Origin of the sequence: Microbacterium timonense, assembly GCF_900292075.1 — a bacterium.
GTDB classification, from domain to species: Bacteria; Actinomycetota; Actinomycetes; order Actinomycetales; family Microbacteriaceae; genus Microbacterium; species Microbacterium timonense.
The window spans coordinates 316,760-336,843 of sequence record NZ_OLMV01000001.1 but is presented as its reverse complement, the minus strand read 5'-3'; the positions used below and the strand labels follow the sequence as shown (position 1 = coordinate 336,843).

The 20,084-nt window shown below is 68.0% G+C and carries 23 protein-coding genes; 9 read left to right on the top strand and 14 right to left on the bottom strand.

Going from position 1 to position 20,084, the window contains the following annotated elements; genetic code table 11:
- Positions 1-39: 39 nt before the first annotated feature.
- Complete coding sequence (locus tag C9992_RS01655; protein WP_106813859.1) at positions 40-906, bottom strand: AraC family transcriptional regulator; 867 nt, start codon at positions 904-906, stop codon at positions 40-42.
- A 169-nt stretch (positions 907-1,075) separates the two neighbouring features.
- On the bottom strand, positions 1,076-1,444 hold the full coding sequence (locus C9992_RS01650) for a VOC family protein (protein ID WP_106813858.1): 369 nt from the start codon (positions 1,442-1,444) through the stop codon (positions 1,076-1,078).
- 63 nt (positions 1,445-1,507) lie between these two features.
- On the opposite strand from C9992_RS01650, the gene C9992_RS01645 reads away from it, so the two are divergent.
- Complete coding sequence (locus C9992_RS01645) at positions 1,508-2,023, top strand: MarR family winged helix-turn-helix transcriptional regulator (RefSeq protein ID WP_106813857.1); 516 nt, start codon at positions 1,508-1,510, stop codon at positions 2,021-2,023.
- Between the two features lie 27 nt (positions 2,024-2,050).
- Here C9992_RS01645 and C9992_RS01640 read toward each other — a convergent pair whose 3' ends face one another.
- From C9992_RS01640 to C9992_RS01630, 3 genes are all read right to left on the bottom strand, one after another.
- Positions 2,051-2,527 carry a hypothetical protein gene (locus C9992_RS01640; protein ID WP_106813856.1) on the bottom strand — a complete coding sequence of 159 codons (477 nt, stop codon included), beginning with the start codon at positions 2,525-2,527 and terminating at the stop codon, positions 2,051-2,053.
- 249 nt (positions 2,528-2,776) lie between these two features.
- The gene (locus C9992_RS01635; protein ID WP_146145283.1) at positions 2,777-3,127 is read right to left on the bottom strand and encodes a hypothetical protein; all 351 of its coding nucleotides are present in this window, start codon (positions 3,125-3,127) and stop codon (positions 2,777-2,779) included.
- A 213-nt stretch (positions 3,128-3,340) separates the two neighbouring features.
- Positions 3,341-3,790, bottom strand: coding sequence for an NUDIX domain-containing protein (locus C9992_RS01630; RefSeq protein ID WP_106813854.1), 450 nt, complete (start codon positions 3,788-3,790; stop codon positions 3,341-3,343).
- A 143-nt stretch (positions 3,791-3,933) separates the two neighbouring features.
- Between C9992_RS01630 and C9992_RS01625 the strand changes: the two genes are divergently transcribed.
- The gene (locus C9992_RS01625; RefSeq protein WP_160150818.1) at positions 3,934-4,407 is read left to right on the top strand and encodes a 2'-5' RNA ligase family protein; all 474 of its coding nucleotides are present in this window, start codon (positions 3,934-3,936) and stop codon (positions 4,405-4,407) included.
- 616 nt (positions 4,408-5,023) lie between these two features.
- Positions 5,024-5,596 (top strand): YdeI/OmpD-associated family protein, encoded by a 573-nt coding sequence (locus tag C9992_RS01620; protein ID WP_106813853.1) that lies wholly within the window; start codon positions 5,024-5,026, stop codon positions 5,594-5,596.
- A gap of 125 nt (positions 5,597-5,721) precedes the next feature.
- On the opposite strand, the gene C9992_RS01615 is transcribed toward C9992_RS01620, so the two are convergent.
- The gene (locus C9992_RS01615; protein WP_106813852.1) at positions 5,722-6,171 is read right to left on the bottom strand and encodes a pyridoxamine 5'-phosphate oxidase family protein; all 450 of its coding nucleotides are present in this window, start codon (positions 6,169-6,171) and stop codon (positions 5,722-5,724) included.
- Positions 6,172-6,259: 88 nt separating this feature from the next.
- On the opposite strand from C9992_RS01615, the gene C9992_RS01610 reads away from it, so the two are divergent.
- Positions 6,260-7,180 carry an AEC family transporter gene (locus tag C9992_RS01610; RefSeq protein WP_106813851.1) on the top strand — a complete coding sequence of 307 codons (921 nt, stop codon included), beginning with the start codon at positions 6,260-6,262 and terminating at the stop codon, positions 7,178-7,180.
- Positions 7,181-7,199: 19 nt separating this feature from the next.
- On the opposite strand, the gene C9992_RS01605 is transcribed toward C9992_RS01610, so the two are convergent.
- Genes C9992_RS01605 through C9992_RS01595 form a run of 3 tightly spaced genes read right to left on the bottom strand, consistent with a single transcriptional unit; the run spans position 7,200 to position 8,784 of the window.
- Positions 7,200-7,469 (bottom strand): DUF6510 family protein, encoded by a 270-nt coding sequence (locus tag C9992_RS01605; RefSeq protein ID WP_106813850.1) that lies wholly within the window; start codon positions 7,467-7,469, stop codon positions 7,200-7,202.
- The gene (locus tag C9992_RS01600) at positions 7,469-8,194 is read right to left on the bottom strand and encodes a ferredoxin reductase (protein WP_106813849.1); all 726 of its coding nucleotides are present in this window, start codon (positions 8,192-8,194) and stop codon (positions 7,469-7,471) included. Before C9992_RS01600 ends, C9992_RS01605 begins: the two co-directional genes overlap by 1 nt.
- Positions 8,191-8,784, bottom strand: a complete 594-nt coding sequence (locus C9992_RS01595; RefSeq protein WP_106813848.1) for a sulfite oxidase-like oxidoreductase — start codon at positions 8,782-8,784, stop codon at positions 8,191-8,193. The genes C9992_RS01600 and C9992_RS01595 overlap by 4 nt, the downstream gene beginning before the upstream one ends.
- A gap of 162 nt (positions 8,785-8,946) precedes the next feature.
- Between C9992_RS01595 and C9992_RS01590 the strand changes: the two genes are divergently transcribed.
- Positions 8,947-9,504 (top strand): HdeD family acid-resistance protein, encoded by a 558-nt coding sequence (locus tag C9992_RS01590; RefSeq protein WP_106813847.1) that lies wholly within the window; start codon positions 8,947-8,949, stop codon positions 9,502-9,504.
- Between the two features lie 66 nt (positions 9,505-9,570).
- Here the strand turns inward: C9992_RS01590 and C9992_RS01585 are convergent, their stop codons facing one another.
- Together C9992_RS01585 and C9992_RS01580 are read right to left on the bottom strand one after the other, a co-directional pair.
- Positions 9,571-11,550, bottom strand: a complete 1,980-nt coding sequence (locus C9992_RS01585) for a S9 family peptidase (protein ID WP_106813846.1) — start codon at positions 11,548-11,550, stop codon at positions 9,571-9,573.
- Positions 11,547-12,326: an SDR family oxidoreductase gene (locus C9992_RS01580; RefSeq protein ID WP_106813845.1), complete on the bottom strand. Its 780-nt coding sequence runs from the start codon at positions 12,324-12,326 to the stop codon at positions 11,547-11,549. Before C9992_RS01580 ends, C9992_RS01585 begins: the two co-directional genes overlap by 4 nt.
- 44 nt (positions 12,327-12,370) lie before the next feature.
- Here C9992_RS01580 and C9992_RS01575 point away from each other — a divergent pair, with 44 nt between their 5' ends.
- The 4 genes from C9992_RS01575 (at position 12,371) to C9992_RS01560 (ending at position 15,137) form a co-directional block, all read left to right on the top strand.
- Positions 12,371-12,865, top strand: a complete 495-nt coding sequence (locus C9992_RS01575) for an NfeD family protein (protein WP_106813844.1) — start codon at positions 12,371-12,373, stop codon at positions 12,863-12,865.
- Positions 12,862-13,854 carry an SPFH domain-containing protein gene (locus C9992_RS01570; protein ID WP_235007912.1) on the top strand — a complete coding sequence of 331 codons (993 nt, stop codon included), beginning with the start codon at positions 12,862-12,864 and terminating at the stop codon, positions 13,852-13,854. Before C9992_RS01575 ends, C9992_RS01570 begins: the two co-directional genes overlap by 4 nt.
- Entirely contained in the window at positions 13,851-14,627 is a 777-nt protein-coding gene (locus tag C9992_RS01565) for a glycerophosphodiester phosphodiesterase family protein (RefSeq protein WP_106813843.1), read from the top strand. The genes C9992_RS01570 and C9992_RS01565 overlap by 4 nt, the downstream gene beginning before the upstream one ends.
- 126 nt (positions 14,628-14,753) lie before the next feature.
- Positions 14,754-15,137, top strand: a complete 384-nt coding sequence (locus tag C9992_RS01560) for an RNA polymerase-binding protein RbpA (RefSeq protein ID WP_106813842.1) — start codon at positions 14,754-14,756, stop codon at positions 15,135-15,137.
- A 25-nt stretch (positions 15,138-15,162) separates the two neighbouring features.
- Here the strand turns inward: C9992_RS01560 and lnt are convergent, their stop codons facing one another.
- Genes lnt through tatC form a run of 3 tightly spaced genes read right to left on the bottom strand, consistent with a single transcriptional unit; the run spans position 15,163 to position 20,024 of the window.
- Positions 15,163-16,725 carry an apolipoprotein N-acyltransferase gene (gene lnt / locus C9992_RS01555; protein WP_200826199.1) on the bottom strand — a complete coding sequence of 521 codons (1,563 nt, stop codon included), beginning with the start codon at positions 16,723-16,725 and terminating at the stop codon, positions 15,163-15,165.
- Positions 16,726-16,764: 39 nt separating this feature from the next.
- Positions 16,765-19,263, bottom strand: coding sequence for a DEAD/DEAH box helicase (locus tag C9992_RS01550; protein ID WP_106813841.1), 2,499 nt, complete (start codon positions 19,261-19,263; stop codon positions 16,765-16,767).
- Positions 19,260-20,024, bottom strand: a complete 765-nt coding sequence (gene tatC, locus C9992_RS01545) for a twin-arginine translocase subunit TatC (protein WP_106813840.1) — start codon at positions 20,022-20,024, stop codon at positions 19,260-19,262. Before tatC ends, C9992_RS01550 begins: the two co-directional genes overlap by 4 nt.
- Between the last annotated feature and the right edge of the window lie 60 nt (positions 20,025-20,084).

Here is a 20,084-nt window from a genome sequence, read left to right as displayed (position 1 = left end):
CGCGGCGGCGGAGACCCCTCGCAGCAAGATTGCGCGCCCTCAGTCCCTCTCCACGGGAAGCCAGAGTTCGCAGGTCGCCGTGCGGAGGTCGGGGGAGCGGTCCAGCACAGCGACCATCGACGGTCCCGGCCGCAGCCGCCACGGGTTCGAGGGGAACCACTCCGTCGCTGTCGCCGCCCAGGTCTCCTGAAGTGCGGCGGGATAGGCGCCGGCTGTGCGGAACACCGCCCATGTGCCGGCCGGCACATCGATCACGTCCAGATCGTCGGGGACGGGGGAGGAGGCATCCATCGCGACGCCGTGGAGGTAGGTCAGCTCGCTGCCCTCGACATAGTCCGGGTCGATGTCCGCGCTGACCTGCAGCAGGCCCGCAGGCTCGACCTCGCTCAGCGTCTTCAGTCGTTCATGTTCTGATGCGGGCAGCGACGAGATGTGGGCCTGGATGTGCGGATTCGGGCCCTCGTGGATCAGCGGCACGCGGGCGGCGTGCCCGATCAGACGGAACGCGGGTCGTTCGGTGAGGCGGGTGTCCATGGGTGTCGTCCCTTCGACGGTCAGGCGGAACCTGAGTTGCGGTTGTGAACGAAGGGGGCCACCGCGGCGGCGCACATCTCCGGGGCCCGAGCCGTGAACGGCTCGGAATGCCCGCCCGAACGCCTCGGTCGAACCGTACCCATACCGGACGGCGACGCTCAGCAGATCGACGCCTGCGAGCACGTCCGCGGCAGCGACCGTCATGCGGCGACGACGGACGTACTCCGACAGCGGCATGCCCGCCAATGACGAGAACATCCGTCGCACGTGGTACTCGGTCGTCCCGAGCCGGCGAGCGAGCGCCGCGACGTCGAGCTCGTCGTCCAGGTGAGCGTCGACGTACTCGACGACCTGATTGAGCGTCCTGATCACGGTGCCTCCTTCGACATCCAGCCTGTCCAGGTTCCTCTGCTCACGCCCGATGATCGCGGTCCGAAACGATCGTCCGTGACCGCCGCCGGAGTGGTCTGATCAGCAGGGGCCCTTCGAGTCTTCACCGAGAGCACGCTCTCGGTGTTGCCCGCGAGCGCCTCATCCTCGTTCAGGCACGGTCGTGCAGCGTGATGTGATACCCGTCAGGATCGGCGAAGGTGAACGTGCGCCCGAAAGGACCATCGATCGGCGCGGCGACGATCCGGTGGCCGTCCGCGAGGAGGGCGTCGTGGATCTGCTGCACATCGGTGGCGTGGAGCCACAGCGCGATGCCGGCGCCCGGCTGCGCGACGGCGTCAAGATCGGCGCCCACGACGATGTCGCGGACGGCGAAGGGGATCGGCTGCGTCGCGAAGACGACGGCGTGCGGCGGACCGGCGGGGGAGCGGACGAGGCCGAGATAGCGCTCGTAGAACGCCTGCGACGCGTCGAGGTCGCGCACCTGCAGTGAGAGGAAGTCGGGTCCGGTGGCGGGCATGGTTGCTCCTTCGAAATGAATGTCAGCTTTCTGACATGCGCCACGGTATGTCAGACTTCTGACATGAGTCAAGACGACGCGGGCATCGACCTCGAGAACTCTCCCGGATACCTGCTCAAAGAGGCATCCAGCGCCCTGCGCGCGGCGATGGAGACGGTCCTTCGTCCCCTCGGAATGAGCATCACGCACTACGCCTGCCTCGAACTGCTTGCGCAGCGCCCGGGACTGTCGAACTCCGATCTCGCTCGGGGAGCGTTCGTGACGCGACAGTCGATGAACGTCCTGCTGCAGAGCCTCGAGCAGATCGGCGACGTCGTCCGCCCGCCGGAGGACCGCGTGGGCAAGACGCTTCCGGCGCGACTGACGACCCAGGGACGGCAGAAGCTCGAGAAGGCGACGACCGCGGTACGACACGTCGAGATACGGATGCTGGCGGATCTCACGCCCGCGGACCGAGCGCGAGCGAGCGAGATCCTGCGCACGATGGTGCACTCCCTGCGTTCGGGCGACGACGTGGACGAGATCGGCGCTGTCGATCCTCAGGGCGAGAAGGGAACCACTTCGATTTCACTTCGATGAGCACGGGGACGAGGTGGGACGTTCACGTCACCCGTTCGCTGTGTCTTCCTCGAAGCACTTCCGGACGTCCATGCCGCTGTCCTCGACCTGGGCCAGGATGGTCTCCGCGTCCTTTCCCGGCTCGACGCCCATGTTCGTCAGGCACTCGCGATACCTGTCGAATACCGGCGTGTAGTACGACCTGGAGACCTGCCACCGGAAGTCGACCGGTGCGAAGTCGACATAGCACCTGTCGTATACCGGTTCGTCCTGGGCGAGGAAGGAGAACATGTGCACTCCAGCGACATCATGCCTGCCGGCGAGCGAGGCGCCACCATCCTTCATGCATGCCTCGAACTTCGCGAAGGCATCCTCGTACACCTGTCGCGTGACGACGGTGACACCCTCGGGGAGGGGCCCTGCTTCCGGGTTCGTGAATGATCCACCGGACGCAGCCAGACCGCCGACTGCCACCAAGCCGGCCGCGGCCACGAGCGCGCCCACGATGATCGTTCGCTTCTTCATGTCACACTCCTCACGGATTCACCGAGCCGACATGGACGCATCAGCGGAGTTACGTCCGGAAATTAGCAGCGGACCTGGGATTCGTCAACGACTCGGGCGGATTCGTGTCGCGCTGCTCCGCCTCGGTTCCGTCCGGTTACCGGCGGCGATCGCCGCGAAAGGAGTCGGGAGCGGGGGAGGGTTCGGCTAGCGACCTGTATGGCTCATCTTCCCGACCGACATAGCTGCCGTGTCTTCTGGGACCCGTGCTCAAGCGCCGGCGTTCCATTGCAAGTGGTTCATCACCGCGAGCAGGAGCGCGGTGGCGACTGACAGCGAGAAGAGAACCCAGCGCCTCGCGATCGCGGCGAGGACACAGCAGGCGATCGAAGCGACAAGCAGGGCACGCGCCGCTCCGACCCAGTCGCCGACCTCATGGGCACTCAGGCCACCACCAAAGGCGCCCTCCATCAGAAGGCCGACCATAGAGGCCGCCAGCACCCCGGCCGCGACCAACAGGATCACCCAGAGAATCCAGCCCACCTGTCCGATTCGCCGCCGAGCGGCCGCCCGGGCAGAAGCGTTGACGCCTTCAGGAGGCTGATCGACGTCATCCGACAAAGCAGAACCTCATCCTCAAGACCATCTCGAAAGTCAATCACGTACCTCTCGGCCCTCACACGTTGATGGATCACATGCACGCCAGGAGGCGATCGGCGCGTCGTGAGCCCGAGATGAGACGGGTCACGAGAGCGCAGCGCGAGCGCTCGTCTACTCGCCGCCGACTAGCTTTCGCAACGCAACTTCTGATGGGTGATCCCGTTACCAACTTCTTCACCAACGGGCGTCGAAGTGGCCGTCCAGGTAGGTGGTCTTGCCGTCGCTAAGTGCTGCCAAGGCGGCCTGGAGACGGTTTCGACCGCGTGGCACATGCCGCTGCACGGCCTGGTCCGGCGGTAACCAGAGCAGCTCGGCAACCTCGCCCTCCTGCTTGACGAGGGAAACGTCTACCGGCACCGGGGCGGTATCGAAGACGAAGCGCAGGCCCGAACCTCCGGTCGAGGTTCGCGTCAGGTGCTCCACGACGAGTAGCCGCGTGGGACTCACGAGCAGCCCAGTCTCCTCGTGAACCTCACGCGCTGCTGCGACAGCCGGGGGCTCGTCCTCTTCGACGATGCCTCCGGGGAGAACCAGGTCCGTTCTGTATGGGCTCGCGACCATCAAGAGGTCGCCACGAACGTTGCGAACCAGCACTGCGGCGGCGAGTTGATGAGTCGGAAGCATCTCTCCATCGTGGGCTACGCCGCTCGATCCGGTTTGCGAGAAGCGCACATCGTGTCGTTCTGGTGGGAAAGTGCGTTATCCACTTTCTCACTATTGTGCGGGCGAGGAAGAGTCGGCGCACGTCCGATAGCGTGTGGGCCATCATGGAGAACCGTCACCTGTTCACGATCATGGCGACCCCGATCGAAGTGCCGGTGGCCGTCGACCGACACCACTGGCCGGTCCATGTCACCCTTGTGGGCAACTTCCGAGCGGACCGCTCGCAGTTTGACGCCATCTCCGCATCGCTCATCGAGATCGTCGAGGCGACGTCGGCTTTCGGAGTCGTTCTCGGCCCCGCAGCTCAGTTCGGAGCGACACATAGCATTCCTGTCCTCCTTGCCGAGCATCCTGACTTCCATCGACTGCACCAGTCGCTCGCGGCACGGGTGATGCAGATGACGACTTTCGAGGCGGTCGAGCCGGCCTTCTGGGGCAGCGGATATCGACCTCACGCAACGCTCGCTCCCGCCGTTCGTGTAGAGGCCGGTGATGTGCTGCAGCTCAACAATGTTGCGCTGATCTCGCTTGATGGGCAGACCGGGCGACGGCTGTCGACGGTCAGCGTCGATCCCTGACAGCCCCTACGCAGACAGTGTCGCTGGCACGTTCCTTCTGCCCAAAGGTCAGTTGATCTTTCAGGGAAGGCACGCTGTGCCACATCCGTTTCTGCGGCAATTGCGAGAAACGCACATAGTGTCGTTTCTGCTGAGAAACCGTGTTACCCGTTTCCTCACTAACGTCAGCCCATCACGATCGACACCACAACGCGCCCCGCCGAACTGCCCGTGTCAGCGGTGCGTCGCTACGGTCTGTGCAGGGCGCAGACGATAGTGGAGCTGGATCAGTCGGGATGGCACGCCCCCGCTCGTGACTTCATCCCGGCGTCCCACCGGGATCTGCCGATGCTCCGCGTCTATCTGCCGTTCATCGATCGCGCCAGGAACTTCGTGCGGTGGTCTCGGTACGTCGACGTCGAGGAGCAGCCGGCATCGCTGAACTGGTTCGTACACACGTCAGCACAACGCGACCCACCATGGGCAAGCAGGCGAGATAGGTGAGAACGCCTGGTCAGATCAGCTTTCAGGGGAGAGCGCCGAGTGATACCCGTTTCTGCAGTAATTGCGAATCTCGCACGTAGTACAAGTTCAAGCTGACATAATGTGCATTATCGGCGAACGGTATCGTGCCGGTATGGTCAAGCATGCCGACAAGCCGATCCTGCAAGTCGACACGGTCACCGAGTGGGAGACGTGGCTCGAATCCGACCCGGATCCCGCCGGTGTGAGACTGCGACTGCGCAAGAAGGCGTCGACCAAACCCGGCATCACGTATCCCGAAGCGCTCGATGTCGCACTGTGCTTCGGGTGGATCGACGGACAGTCGCAATCGCTCGACGCCGACTACTTCCTGCAATCGTTCACGCCACGAAAGCCGCGAAGCATGTGGTCGAAGGTCAACATCGGGCATGTCACTCGGCTCATCGAAGAAGGCCGCATGCGACCGGAGGGCCAACGCGAGATCGACCGTGCCAAGGCGGACGGACGCTGGGACAACGCCTATCGGCAGCGTGACGGTGAGATCCCGCCTGAGTTGCAGGCGGCGCTGGACGCCGATCCGGACGTCGCGAAGGCGTTCGCCGCCCAGACGGCTCAGAACCGGTTCGCGATGGCGTTCCGGGTGAGCAACCTCAAACGGCCGAGTTCACGTGAGGCCCGCGTCGCACAGTACGTCGAAATGCTCAAACGCGGCGAGACGCTCTATTGAGGCATCCGGTCCTCTCGTCTTCCCCGATCGATGGATCGTTGCTTCGGGTGTCACCAAAAGCGCCTTCCCGCGCGAGGTGACCGCGTGTCGTGACACCTGAAGGCCGATGCGACCTGCGCTGGGCGTCACACCAGCCATTCGCCGTCGCGCATCAGCAGTCGCCCGGACAGCTCGTTCGACTCGCGCCACGCCTGGATCCGCAGCGGCCGGAGCACGAGGAACACGTAGCCGACGAGGCCTCGCGGATCCCAGTCGGCCTGGGCGGCATACGGTGCACCGAGCGTCTCGTCGTCGTCGACGCCCGCGGTGCGCTCGAGCACGGCGTCGATGATCGCGACGTCCCGTGTCGGGCCGACGGCAAGTCGCGCGATGCCGGATGCTCGGATGTTGCGTGCCGTCGGCGAATCGCCGTCCAACGCGATCACGGCGCGCTCGTCGACCCACGCGAGCGACAGCGGAACCAGGTGCGGGATCGCCTCAGGCGAGGCCGTCGCCACCCAGACGTCGGCGGCGGGCGCACTGAGCGCCGCCAGCAGGTCGGCCTTGCGGGTCGGGCGGTCGCGAGGTTCGGGCATCCGTCATTCCCTTCGTTCTGCGTTCGTCAGTCTGACAGACGGCGACCCGGATTTCTGAGCGACCGAGCGTTCTCCCTAGGCTCGAAGCATGCTGGAGTCGCTCACCGGATTCGTCGTGGTGGGCGTGGCGATCCTGGTCGGCTGGATCCTCGGGCGCATCGACCTGTTGGGCGAGCATGCGCGCCCGGTGCTGGCGCGGCTGACCTTCTTCGTGCTCTCGCCCTTCCTCCTGTTCGTCGTGCTCGCACAGGCCGATGTGCACACGCTGTTCTCCGCACTGCTGCCGGTCTCCGCGATCGCCGCCGTCGCGGTGATCGCCGTGTACGCCGCCATCGCTCGGGTCCTCTGGAAGCGCTCTGTCGGCGAGACGGTGATCGGTGCGCTCAGCGCCGGCCAGGTGAACTCCAACAACATCGGCATCCCGCTGTCGCTGTACCTGCTCGGGTCGGCGGCGTATCCCGCCCCGGTCATCCTCATGCAGCTGCTGGTGTTCACGCCCATCACGATGGCGATCCTGGATGCCGTCACCTCCAGCCGCGGGTCGCTCTGGCGGGCGATCGCCCGCGTGGGCACCAATCCGATCGTTGTCGGCTCGGTCCTCGGAACGCTGGTGTCGGTGAGCGGACTGGACCTGCCTCCGCTCGTCATGGAGCCGGCCACCCTCATCGCCAACGCCTGCGTGCCGATCCTGCTCATCGCGTACGGAATCTCGCTGCACGGGCAACGGGTGCTGGGAGCGTCGGGACGCCGACGCGACATCGTCCTGGCCACCTCGCTGAAGCTCGTCGCGATGCCGCTGATCGCCTGGGCCACTGCCGCGTTCGTGTTCCACCTCGGCCCGGCCGACGTCCTCGTGGTCACCGTGCTGGCGGCGCTGCCCACGGCACAGAACGTCTTCAACTACTCCCAGCGCTACGACGTGGGCGAGACCATCTCCCGTGACACGGTGTTCCTGACGACGATCGGCTGCGTGCCGGTGCTGATCATCGTGACAGCGCTTCTGGGCTGAGCGGCGAAGCGGGCGGCCGCTACTCCCGCACCAGCTCCCCCAGCATTCCGAGCACCAGCCGCACCCCGTCCCCCTGCCGCAGCACCGTCAGCAGGGTGTGCGTGCAGGTGCGGCAGCGCACGATGGCGGCGACCTCATCGAGCTCGACCACGGCCTCGGCCAGCGGCGCCGCCGACCCGCAGCCGCCGCACACACCCACGAGGGTTGTCACGTCGGTCCCGAACACGTCCCACAGCAGTCCGGCCGCCGCGTTCCCGTCCACGACGCTCTGCGCGTTCTCCGCACGCATCACGCACCTCCGAATCGTTCGGTCCTGATCCGCGACGGCGCATGACCGAGCCGCACCAGCGCGTCGGCGACGTGCTCCACGAAACCCGTCGGACCGCACACGTACACGACCGGCTCGCGCTGCGGCGGCCAGGTCGCCTCCCGCAGGGCATCGTCGTCGAGGCGTCCCACCGGGCCTTGCCAGCCGTCCGGGGCCGCCCGGGTGTAGCGCCAGGAGACCTCCACTCCCCCGTCCTGGCCGGCACGCTCGATGGCATCACGATATATCGCATCTTCGGCCGTTCGAACGGAGTAGAGAAGACGCATGGATGCCCCGGCCCCGGCATCCGTCGCCGCGCGCGCGATCGCCACCAGGGGCACGACGCCCGAGCCGCCCGCGATGAGCTGCACCGGCGCCACTCCCCCCGGCCGCCACACGAAGTAGCCGCCCAGCGGCCCCTTCACCTCCAGCTCGTCACCCGGCCGGACATCGCGCACCAGATACGGCGACACCTCCCCGTCGGGCACCTCGTCCACCGCGAGCTCGATCGTGTCAGCCTCGCCGTACGATCCCAGGGAGTACGAGCGCACCGCCTGGTACCCGTCCTCGGCAGTGAGCCGGATGTCGACATGCTGCCCGGCGGCACTGCCCGGCCAGCCGGGAACCTGCACGCGCAGGACGCGCGCCGACGGTGTGGCGGCGACGGTCTCCACGACGCGGCCCTCGCGCCAGCCGCCCACCGTCACCAATAGCGCTCCTCGGTCCAAGGATCGCCGTGCATGTTGTACCCGTTCTGCTCCCAGAAGCCCGGCTCGTCGTGGTCCATGAGAGTCAGACCCCGCACCCACTTCGCGCTCTTCCAGAAGTACAGGTGCGGCACCAGCAGGCGGGCCGGCCCGCCGTGCTCCGGATCCAGCGGCTCACCCTCGAACTCGAACGCGATCCACGCCTGACCGCCGCGCAGCTCGTCCAGGGGCACATTGGTGGTGTAGCCGCCGTACGAGTGCGCCATGGCGTACTCGGCGTCCGTCTCGACCGCCGCCAGCAGGGTGTCCAGCGACACTCCGCGCCATGACGTCCCGAGCTTCGACCAGCGGGTCACGCAGTGGATGTCGGTGTGCACGTCGTCGATCGGGAGTGCGAGGAATTCGTCCCACGACCACGACACCTCCTGCCCGCGCTCGTTCCGGATGCCGAAACGCCACTGCGCGAGATCCACCCGGGGCGTGGGACCCGCGGAGAGCACCGGGAAGTCCTCGGTGAGGTACTGCCCCGGAGGCAGGTGCGGATCACTTTCACGGCGCCGTGCGCCGAAACCTCTCGAGATGACGGCCATGCGGTCCTCCTCCTGCGCGGGAATGCACGCTCACGCTAGCGCGGCGGGGCCGTCGCGGGCGATGGGCAAAACGCAACACACGGGAATGCTGGCCCGAATGTTCGACGCCGGGTCTAAGCTTTAGCCGCATGACACACAGGTAACTCTCAGAAAGGCGACCTCATGTCTACCGCATCCGAGGCCGGGAAGTCGGCCGTCAACGGGATCCGCACGGCGCTCGGCGTCGGCGGCATTCTGGCCGTCATCGTCGGCATCCTCATTCTGGTCTGGCCGGGCAAGACGGCCGCCGTCGTCACCGCCATCATCGCGATCTACGCGATCGCCGCGGGGCTGGTCTACGCCGGCCTGGGCATCTTCGCGAAGACCAAGGGCGGCTGGGCCCGTGTCGGGCACATCGTGCTCGGAATCCTGTTCATCATCGCCGGCGTCGTCGCGCTGTTCAACATCGGTCAGGCCACCGCCTGGCTGGCGCTGTTCCTGGGCATCCTCGTCGGCATCCTGTGGATCGTCGAGGGCGTCGTCGCACTGTCGACGCTCGGCGATGCCGCGTCGAAGGGCTGGTCGATCTTCTTCGCCATCCTGAGCATCATCGCCGGCATCATCCTGCTGTTCTCCCCTCTGTGGGGTGCAGCGGTGCTGTGGTGGCTGCTGGGCATCGCCCTCGTGGTCCTCGGCATCATCAACATCGTGCGCGCCTTCACGTTCAAGGGCGACATCTGATCAGGTCCGCACACGACCGCGGCCCCGGAGCGATCGCTCCGGGGCCGCGGTCTTCCTGCGTCGTGGTCAGTCGACCGGGAGGTGACGTCGCCACCAGTCCAGCACCGCGTCGAAGCGTTCGACGCGGTGGCGGGGCTGGCCCGACCTCGTGAGCTCGTGGTTCTCGCCCGGGAACACCAGCAGCTCCGCTTCGGTGCCCTGACGCTTGAGCGCGGAGTAGTACCGCGTCGCCTGCTCCAACGGGCAGCGGTAGTCCAGCTCCGAGTGGATCACGAGTGTCGGAGTGGTGACCTGGCCCACGACGGCCATCGGGCTCTGGCGCGCGATGTCGTCGACCGAGACCCCGACGTACTCGTCGCCGAAGAACGAGCCGATGTCGCTGGTCCCCTGGAACGAGGCGGGATCGAGGAAGCCGCGCTCCACGATCGCTCCGCGGAAGCGGTGATCGTGAGCGATCACCCAGGCCGTCAGGTAGCCGCCGTACGACCCGCCCTGCACGCCGACGCGCGTTCCGTCCAGGCGGGGGTCGTCGGCCAGGGCACCCTCGAGGAAGTCGATCACATCGGCGAAGTCGACCGTTCCCATCTGCTGACGGATGCTGCGACCATGCGCGCGGCCGTATCCGGCCGAGCCGCGGGGGTTCGAGTACACCACCGCGTAGCCGGCATCCACGAGCACCTGCGTCTCATCGAACAGGTGGATCCCGTAGGACGCGAACGGCCCACCGTGGATCTGGAGGATCACCGGGAACGGGCCGTCCCCTTCCGGCGTGGCGACCCAGCCGTGCACCGGGTAGCCGTCGCGCCCCGTCACCGTGAGTTCACGTGGCGGCACGATCCCCGCCGCGGCGATGGAGGCGCCGAACGAGGTGAGGGTGCGAACCGCGCCCCCTTCGACGAGGACGAGCTCGCCGAAGGTGTCGGGCCGCGCCACCGACGCGACGACGCGCCCGGCGGCGGCAGCGTGTCCGCCCACCTCGACATCACCGCCGAGCAGCTCGGTGATCGACCCGTCACGCGTCACACGCAGCAGCCGCAGGCGGCCCCGGGTGGAATCCTGCACGAGGAATTCTCCACCGTCGACGGAGAGGTGACCTTCGCCCAGTTGAATGGTCTCCGCATCCGTGAGTCGCCGCGGGCCATCGTCCTCCAGCAGGAACAGGCCGACACCGGGTGCGATGAAGTCCCGCCCATCGCCGATCTCGTGTGCGAGAAGCCCCACCGTGCCGTCGTCGGCGACGACGACGTCGGAGATCGACAGACCCGCGTCGGCGCCGAGCACCTCCCTCTCCCCCGAGCCGTCCACGGCGACCGCCACCAGACGATCGCGCAGGTCCCGGCGGTCCGGCTCGATGTCGTCGGGCACCGTCAGAACCTCACGACCGTCTGCTGTGAACTCCAGACCGCCATGGGACGTCGTGCCGTTCGTGAGCTGCACGGGTTCGGCCGCGACGATCCGCTTCTTCGGAGGCTCGGCGTCGTCGGCTCTCACGGCAGGCGCCGGCTCGTAGAACGGCTCGGAATCCGGTGCGGGAGCAGCGACGACGAAGACGTGCGCCGGTCGGTCGGCGATGTAGCCGAGCCCGTTCGCATGCCAGCGGACCCCCGTGATGTGCCGAGGCGCCTCCGCCGAGGCATCCAGTCCCTCCACGCTGCCGTACCGGCCCTGCTCGGGCACCCGGGCGAGGTACGCGAGGCTCGTCCCGTCGGGCGACCACGCGAACGACTCCACACCGAGCACGGCGTCGGTGGCCTGCACCGGCTCACCGCCGGCGGCCGCGACGACGTGCACCTGCGGCTTGCCTTTCGCATCTCCCCGCAGGAACGCCAGCCGGGAGCCGTCGGGCGACAGTCTCGGCGAGCTGTCGGCGATGCCGCGCGTGAGCCTGCGCGGGGTGCCGTCGGGAAGCTCGACGCCCCAGATCTGGCCGACGGCCCGATTGGCCGAGAGATCGGGACGGGAGGTGGCGAAGACCGCGAAACCACCATCCGGAGCGATCTCAGGGCGCCCGACCGAGATCAGGCTCTCGATGTCGCGCGCCTTCATGATCCCTCCGCCCCGAAAGAGGACACGTCACCCACGAGACGGGTGTTGTCGGCGGGGATGTCGTCCACCGCGGCGGCCGCGACCTCGGCCGCGAACTCCGAGACGTTGTAGAGCTTGCCCGCGTCCTCGCGGCGCGCGGCGATCGCGCCGGGATTGGCGCGCTCAAGGAGGGTCGCGGTGATGGTGCCCTCGATCATGTCGCCCGAGACGACCACGAAGTCCACGCCGCGTTCCCGCAGGGCGGGGATCCGCTCGCGCAGGGCGTCCTCGCCCGCTCGCTTGGAGAGGGCCACCGGCTCGTACTCCGGCATGGTGGGCGTGGTGCGGATGAAGTGCGCCTGGTGGCTGGTGACGAAGACGACCCGCGATCCCTCGCGGAGCAGCGGCAGCGCCGTCTCGAGCACCCGCACCTGGGCATCACGGTTGAGTTGCAGGGCGTAGTCCTCCGCCATACCGGACTCCATCCCGCCAGATGCGTTGAGAACCAGCACGTCCAGCCCGCCGAACGCGTTCGCCACCTCGTCGAACATCGCCTGCACCGACTCGGCATCCGTCAGGTCCGCGCCGACGACGAGCACCTCGACGCCCAGCTCGCGGAGCTCACCGGCGAGCTTCTCGGCCCGCGGTGCCTTGTTCCGGTAGTTGATGACGACGTTGGCGCCGGCCTGGGCGAGGAAGCGCGCGGTGTCGGCGCCGATGCCGCGCGACGAGCCGGTCACGAGGGCGGTCCTGCCTCTCAGCGAACCGGCGGGAATCGGGGTGGATGTCTCAGTCACACAGCGACCCTACCTGCTAGGTTCGAAGCAAGAGGAGGCGCATCGTGGAGCTCATCCAGACCATCGAACAATGGGCGTGGATCGGCTGGCTCGTCCTGATCCTCGTCTTCCTGGTGATCGAGATGCTCACTCTCGACTTCACCTTCCTGATGCTCAGCATCGGCGGACTCGCCGGTCTCGTCTCGGATCTGCTCGGCGCACCCATCTGGCTGCAGGTCATCATCGCCGCGGCCGTGGCCGCGGTGCTCGTCCTCCTGCTGCGACCACCGCTGCTGCGGCGGCTGCGGCGCGGCGAGGACCCCACTCCGTCCAACGTCGAAGCCCTCATCGGCATCGGCGGCGTGGTCGTCTCGTCCGTCAGCGCCCACGCCGGGCAGGTCAAGCTCGCCAACGGCGACACCTGGACCGCCCGCACCGAGGCCGGCGATCTCGAGCCCGGCGTGCGCGTCCGTGTGAGCCGCATCGACGGCGCGACCGCGATCGTCCGCTCGGACTCCCCCGACCCGCTCACTTCCGCCCCGGAGGGACCGCTCGCATGAACGACTTCGCATCCGCCATCCCCGCGGCCATCGGCTGGATCCTCGCGATCGCGGTCTTCATCTTCGTGCTGGTCGTGATCTTCCGCTCCATCCGCATCGTGCCGCAGGCCACCGCCGGCGTCGTCGAGCGTCTGGGTCGCTACCACAAGACGCTCACGCCGGGCCTGAATCTGCTCGTGCCCTTCATCGACAGGCTCCGCCCCCTCATCGACATGCGTGAGCAGGTGGTGTCGTTCCCGCCGCAGCCGGTGATCACCGAGGACAACCTGGTCGTCTCCATCGACACGGTCGTGTACTTCCAGGTCACCGATGCGCGCGCGGCCACGTATGAGATCGCGAACTACCTCGGCGCCGTCGAACAGCTGACCACCACCACGCTGCGCAACGTCGTCGGTGGACTGAACCTGGAAGAGGCGCTGACCAGCCGCGACGAGATCAACGGTCAGCTGCGCGTCGTCCTCGACGAGGCCACCGGCAAGTGGGGCATCCGGGTGTCGCGCGTCGAGCTCAAGGCCATCGACCCGCCGATCTCCATCCAGGACTCGATGGAGAAGCAGATGCGCGCCGAACGTGACCGACGTGCCGCCATCCTCACCGCCGAGGGCTCGAAGCAGTCGCAGATCCTCGAGGCCGAGGGGCGCCGGCAGGCCGAGATCCTCCGCGCCGAAGGCGACAAGCAGGCCGCGGTCCTGCGCGCCCAGGGTGAGGCCGAGGCCATCCAGACGGTCTTCGATGCCATCCACTCCGGCAACCCCGACGACAAGCTGCTGGCCTATCAGTACCTGCAGACGCTGCCCAAGATCGCCGACAGCGCATCGAGCAAGCTGTGGATCATCCCGAGCGAGTTCACCGAGGCGCTCAAGGGTCTCAGTGGCTCCTTCGGCGGCGTCATGGCGGATGCCGCGGCCAGAGGCCGCGCCCAGGCGACCTCGGGCACCGGCACGAACGCCGGCGGGCCGCCGACGGCCATCACTCCCCCGACCCCGTGACACACCCCTGGTTCGCCGGTGCCGCCCCGCCGCGGGTCCTGGCGCATCGAGGGCTCGTGACAGCGGAAGACGCGCGTGCCGGCATCGTCGAGAACTCGTTCGCCGCGATCGTCGCGGCCCACGCGGCCGGAGCCGCATACGTGGAGTCGGACTGCCATCGCACCGCCGACGGGGTCATCGTCCTCTTCCACGATGAGGATCTGTCACGGGTCACCGGCGACCCGCGCAAGGTCGCACAGGTCGGCTCGCGCGAACTGGAGCAGCTCATGGCCGAGCGCGGCGGGCTCGTCACGCTCGCGCAGGCGCTCGACGCCTTCCCGACTCTCCGATTCAACCTCGATGTGAAGGCCGCCGATGCCGCCGTCGACGTGGGCACGATCGTCGCACGGCACGCCGACCGGGTGCTGCTGACGAGCTTCTCCGACGCGCGGCGGCTGGCGGCACTGCGGGCGGCCGCGTCGACCGGTCGCGGCACCCGTCCCGCCACCTCCGGTGGTCGTCGCACGATCGCGCGGGTGCTCACCGCACTGACGGCGCGCTCCGACCGGCTCCTCACGCGCGCCCTGGCCGACGTGGATGCACTGCAGGTGCCCGAGCGCCAGGGGGCGCTGCGGATCGTCACGCCCCGCTTCCTGTCTGCGGCCCATCGCCACGGCGTGGAGGTGCATGTATGGACTGTCAACGACCCGGGCGACATGGTCCGCCTGGTCGAGTCGGGCGTCGACGGCATCGTCACCGATCGGGCTGACGTGGCCCTCGCAACCCTCTCGTAGCAGGCCGGCGCCACCTTAGGCTTTCGCCCCTGTGCATCCACTGTGAAAGGCCGATGAACAGGCCCCCTTCGGATGATCCGCTCAGGTCGCTTCGTTATACCTGTACAGCGACGAGAGGACCACACAATGGCAGACCGCAGCCTGCGCGGCATCCGACTCGGCGCCCAGAGCCTACAGAGCGAAGAGGGCGTCGTGTTCCATGAGCGCGCACAGCACACCTACACGTGTACGTCGTGCGGACGTGACACCACCCTGACCTTCGCGGCAGACGCCGAGGTCCCCCCGGCATGGGAGTGCCGCACCTGCGGCGCAGAGGCTCTGCTGCGCGTCGGCGAAGGCACCGCGACGGTCGACCACTCCGGCGACAAGACGCCCCGCAGCCACTGGGACATGCTTCTGGAGCGCCGCACCATTCCCGAGCTCGAAGAGCTGCTCGAGGAGCGCCTCGCGTACCTCCGTGCGCGTCGCGGTGCGACCGAGGAGTCCAAGACCGACAAGCTCAGCGCCTGACGCCGAGCCACGCGCGACGCCGACCCTACGGGGTCGGCGTTTTCGCGTTCCTGGGCCGGATTCGGCCGATGACGCCGAGCGCGATGAGCGCCGCAGCGGCACCCCCGACGAGCAGGAGCTGAATCGCTCCCCCGAAGATCACGGCGGGTGTGAGCCCCGTGCGCAGCGGGACGTCCTCGAGCATGTGACCGGCCGTGTCAGCGGCGATCACGGCGATCTCGGAGCCGTCCGGTGCGATGATCTGGCTGGTTCCCACCGTCGAGATGTTCACCACGGAACGACCCGTCTCGACGGCGCGCATGCGCGCGAACGCCAGCTGCTGGAGGTTCTCGTCGGTCCCGCGGAAGTCGGCGTTGTTCGTCTGGAACATGAACAGCTCGGCGCCGTCCTGCGCACCGTCCCAGACCACGTCGTCGTAGATCACGTCGAAGCAGATGGCGAGCCCGACCCCCACGCCGTCCACATCGAAGAACGGCCGCGCTCCGCCCGGCGTGTACTCCCGCTGGATCAGGTCGATGAGGTCGGGGGCGAACTGGCGGTACAGCCACCGGTCGGGCACGAACTCGCCGAAGGGCACCGGGTGGCGTTTGTCGTACACGTCGACGGGGTTGTCGGCGTCTTGTTCCCACAGCAGCGACGAGTTGAAGTACTCGTCCCCGCGCTGCGTGACCGCCGCGACGACCAGCGGCGCGTCCAGCCGCTGCGTCAGCGCATCCAGCGTCGTGGCCGTGCCGGGGTCCGTCGTCGGGTCCGAGTCGACGCCGCCCTCCGGCCACAGCAGCACGTCGACGTCCTCCCCGAACAGCGGAGCGGTCGCCTGCAGCTGGGCGTTCAGGACGTCGTTGCGGCCGCGCGCATCGAAGTAGCCCGCGGGACCGTTGCCCTGCACCGCGCCGACGCGCAAGCTCCCGGCATCCGTCGTCGGGAACTGCGGGATCACGACGAGCACGAGGAGGACTCCCACGCCGGGGATCGCCGTGCGCAGATCGCCGTAGCGGCGCAGGCGCACCCATTCGACCGCGCTCGCGCAGACGAACACGATGAGAAACGAGAGCCCGGCGACGCCGACCCACGAGGCTACCTCCGCCAGAGGGCTCGCCGCCTGCGTGATGCCGACCCGTCCCCAGGGGAATCCGCCGTACGGCCACGTTCCGAGCAGCTGCTCCCGCAGCACCCACAGCGCGGCCACGAGTGCGGGCAGGGCGACCAGACGCGCCCACGCGCCATCTCGCACTCTGGGCAGCCACCGGTAGGCCAGTGTGATGGGGATGGCGGCGACGGCGGTGAGCACCGCCTCGAAGATCGACAGCGCCAGCCAGGGCACCGGGCCCAGATAGCGTGCGGTGAAAGAGACGTTGACCAGGAAGAAGGCCAGCCCGAACACGAGGCCCACCAGCCCCGCACTCCAGATCCGCCGGCCGATCAAGCTCATGAGTGCCAGCGGAACAGCGACGAAGACCATCGGCCACCACGCCAGTGCGGGAAAGGCCGTGGACAGCAGCAGACCGCCCGCCGCCGCGCACAGCACCGCCGCCCACAGCGGCAGCAGCGGCCGCGTCAGTCGAGGCTGAGGCGGAGCGGGCGGCACGAGATCCACCCTAAGCGAGCCCACGCGAGCCCGACTCCGCTAGACGCCCGAGTACGCGACGATGCCGCGACGCACTGCGTCCAGCGCCTTGCGGGCGACCCCGGCGAGGGGCTGATCGGCCACCAGCGAGAGCTGGTCGAGCAGGTCGATGGTCTGCTTCGCCCAGCGCACGAAGTCCCCCGCGGCCATGTCGGCCTCCAGCAGGACGTGGTCGAGCATGCCGCCGCGCGCCCACGTGTGCATCGCCTGCGCGAGGCCGGCCGAAACCGGCTCGGTGCCGGGAAGCCGGTGGTCGCGCTCGAGGTCGTCCAGTTCCTGCCAGAGGGTGAGGGTCGCGTCGAACGCGGGACGGAAGGCGCCTCGCGGCAGCCTGTTCTCACCGGGGCCGGCATCGTCGCGTCGCGGTTCGTACACCAGCGAGCAGGCCAATGCCGCAAGCGAGGGGGCGTCGAGGTCTCGCCAGATGCCGCGGCGCAGCGATTCCGCGACGAGGAGGTCGCGATCGCCGTAGATGCGACGCATGGTGCGCCCTGCCGCCGTGAGAGCGGTGGTGCCGTCACCGGCCACGGTGACGTACTCGAGAGCTCCGAGCACATCGACGACCCGGTCGAAGACGCGGGCGACCGTGCCGGTGCGCATCTCGATCTGACGGCGCATCTTGTCGATCTCGCGCTTGAGCTTCCAGTACCGCTCCGCCCACCGCGCGTGATGCTCGCGGTCGGGGCACTGGTGGCAGGGATGACGCTGCATGCGCTTGCGCAAGGCGGCGATCTGGCGCTGTCGTTCGTCGCGGGTGCGACGGGAGGCGTTCGCGTCCTTGCGGTTGAGCTTCTCGAGATCGCTGAGCTCACGACGGATGCCGGAGTACTCGGCGAAGTCGCCGCGGTCACACGTCATCGCCTTCTCGTACCCGGCGAGCGACTCCTCCTGGTCGCGCACCTGGCGCGCGAGTCCCACGACCGCGCGATCGGCCTGGAACTGGGCGAACGACGATTCCAGGATCTCGCGCGCCCTCCCCCGGCCGAACTGGTCGATGAGGTTGACGGCCATGTTGTAGGTCGGCCGGAAGCTCGAGTTGAGGGGATACGTGCGGCGCGACGCCAGCGCAGCGACCGCTTGCGGATCCAGCCCCTCCGTCCACTGGATCACCGCGTGGCCCTCGACGTCGATGCCCCGGCGTCCGGCGCGCCCGGTGAGCTGGGTGTACTCCCCCGAGGTGATCGCCACCCTGGCCTCGCCGTTGAACTTCTCGAGCTTCTCCAGCACGACGGTGCGGGCGGGCATGTTGATGCCGAGCGCGAGCGTCTCCGTCGCGAAGACGACCTTCACGAGCTTGCGCTGGAAGAGCTCCTCGACGACCTCCTTGAAGGCGGGCAGCAGGCCGGCGTGGTGCGCGGCGACGCCCCGCTCGAGGTTGTCCCGCCATTCCCAGTACCGCAGGACGGCCAGATCCTCCTCCAGGAGGTTGCGAGTGCGTTCCTCGACGATCGCGCGGATCTCGCGGCGCTCCTCCTGCGACGTCAGTCGCACACCCGACCGCCGCACCTGCTGCACGGCGGCGTCGCAGCCGGCCCGGCTGAAGATGAAGAAGATCGCCGGCAGCAGGTTGGCGCGCGACAGTAGCTCGACCACGTCCGGACGATCCATGCGCTCGATCCGCTGCACGTTCGCCGATCGCACCGGGCGTCGCCCGCCACGGTTCGGGCGGCGACGGGATGCCTCGAACCCCGCGTGACGCGCACTGAGCGACGCCTGCGCCGAGCGGTTGTTCTCGAAGTGCGAGCCCTTGAACGAGCGGATCCGCATGAGCTCCTGGTTCACCTGCGCCGTCGCCACCCCGGCGCGGTCGTCGAACAACGGCAGCAGATCACCCCGCACGAGGACGTGCTGCTCCAGCGGCACCGGGCGGGTCTCCGAGACGATCACCTCGGTGTCGCCACGCACCGTGTCGAGCCAGTCTCCGAACTCCTCGGCATTGGACACGGTCGCCGACAGCGACACCAGCCGCACGCTCGGCGCGAGGTGGATGATGACCTCCTCCCACACCGCGCCACGGAACCGATCCGCCAGGTAATGGACCTCGTCCATCACGACGTAGCGGAGTCCCCGCAGCGCCGGCGAGTCGGCGTACAGCATGTTCCGCAGGACCTCGGTCGTCATGACGACGACGCGGGCGTTGCCGTTGATGTTCGTGTCGCCCGTGAGCAGCCCCACCTCCTCGGGGCCGTACACCTCCTGAAGCTCCCGGAACTTCTGGTTCGACAGGGCCTTCATCGGGGTGGTGTAGAAGGCCTTGTCGCCGGGCTCCCGCATCGCCAGGTGCACCGCGAACTCGCCCACGATCGTCTTGCCGGCGCCGGTCGGAGCGGCCACCAGCACGCTCCGCCCCTCCTCGAGCGCGCGGCATCCCTCGATCTGGAACGGGTCGAGCGTGAACCGCTGGGACGCCGCGAAGTCGGCCGTGATCGGGTGGGTGCGCTCCAGACGGGCCGTCTCGCGGGCTCGCGCGTACCGCTCGGCCGGATCGCCGTCGCTCACGCGGTCGCCTCGGGCGGCAGCAGCGTGGCGTCACGCCGGGCCTTGCGGCGGTCGAACAGCATCGACAGTCCCACGGCGGCGAAGTACAGGACGCAGAGGATGCCCGCCAGCAGCAGCATCGAGGTCACATCGGCGGCGGGAGTGGCGGCGGCTGCGAAGACGGTGATCACGATGATCGCGACGCGCCAGCCCTTGAGGATGCCGCGTCCGGACACGACGCCTGCGAGGTTCAGCGCCACCAGGAACACGGGGGTGACGAACGATACGCCGATCACGAGAAGCAGCTTGAAGACGAAGTCGTAGTACGTGGCGTAGTCGTAGAACTGCGCGATGCCCTGATCGTTGGGCACGAAGTTGGACATCAGCACCACCATGTGGGGCATGATGAGCCAGCCGACGTACAGTCCGGCCACGAACAGCGGGATGGCGGCGGCGAGGAAGCCCACCGTGTAGCGGATCTCCTTGCGGGTCAGCCCCGGCATGACGAACGCCCAGATCTGCCACAGCCAGACGGGAGCCGAGATCAGCAGGCCGATCGCGAACGCGATCCGCATGTGCAGGTCGAAGCCGCTGGAGACGGTCGTGAAGTTGAGCGCGATGTACTGGTCCCCGCGCTCTTCTGCGATCTGCACGATCGGCTGCGAGAGGAGGTCGATCACCCAGCCGCTGATGACGAAGGCGACGACCATGCCGACGATCAGGCCGATCGCGGCGATGAAGAACCGCTTGCGGAGTTCGCGCAGATGCCCCCCGAGGGACATGCGCTTGTCGCGCCGAGGCTGCTCAGGCTCCTCGATGCGCGGTGGTTCCGTGGTGACCAC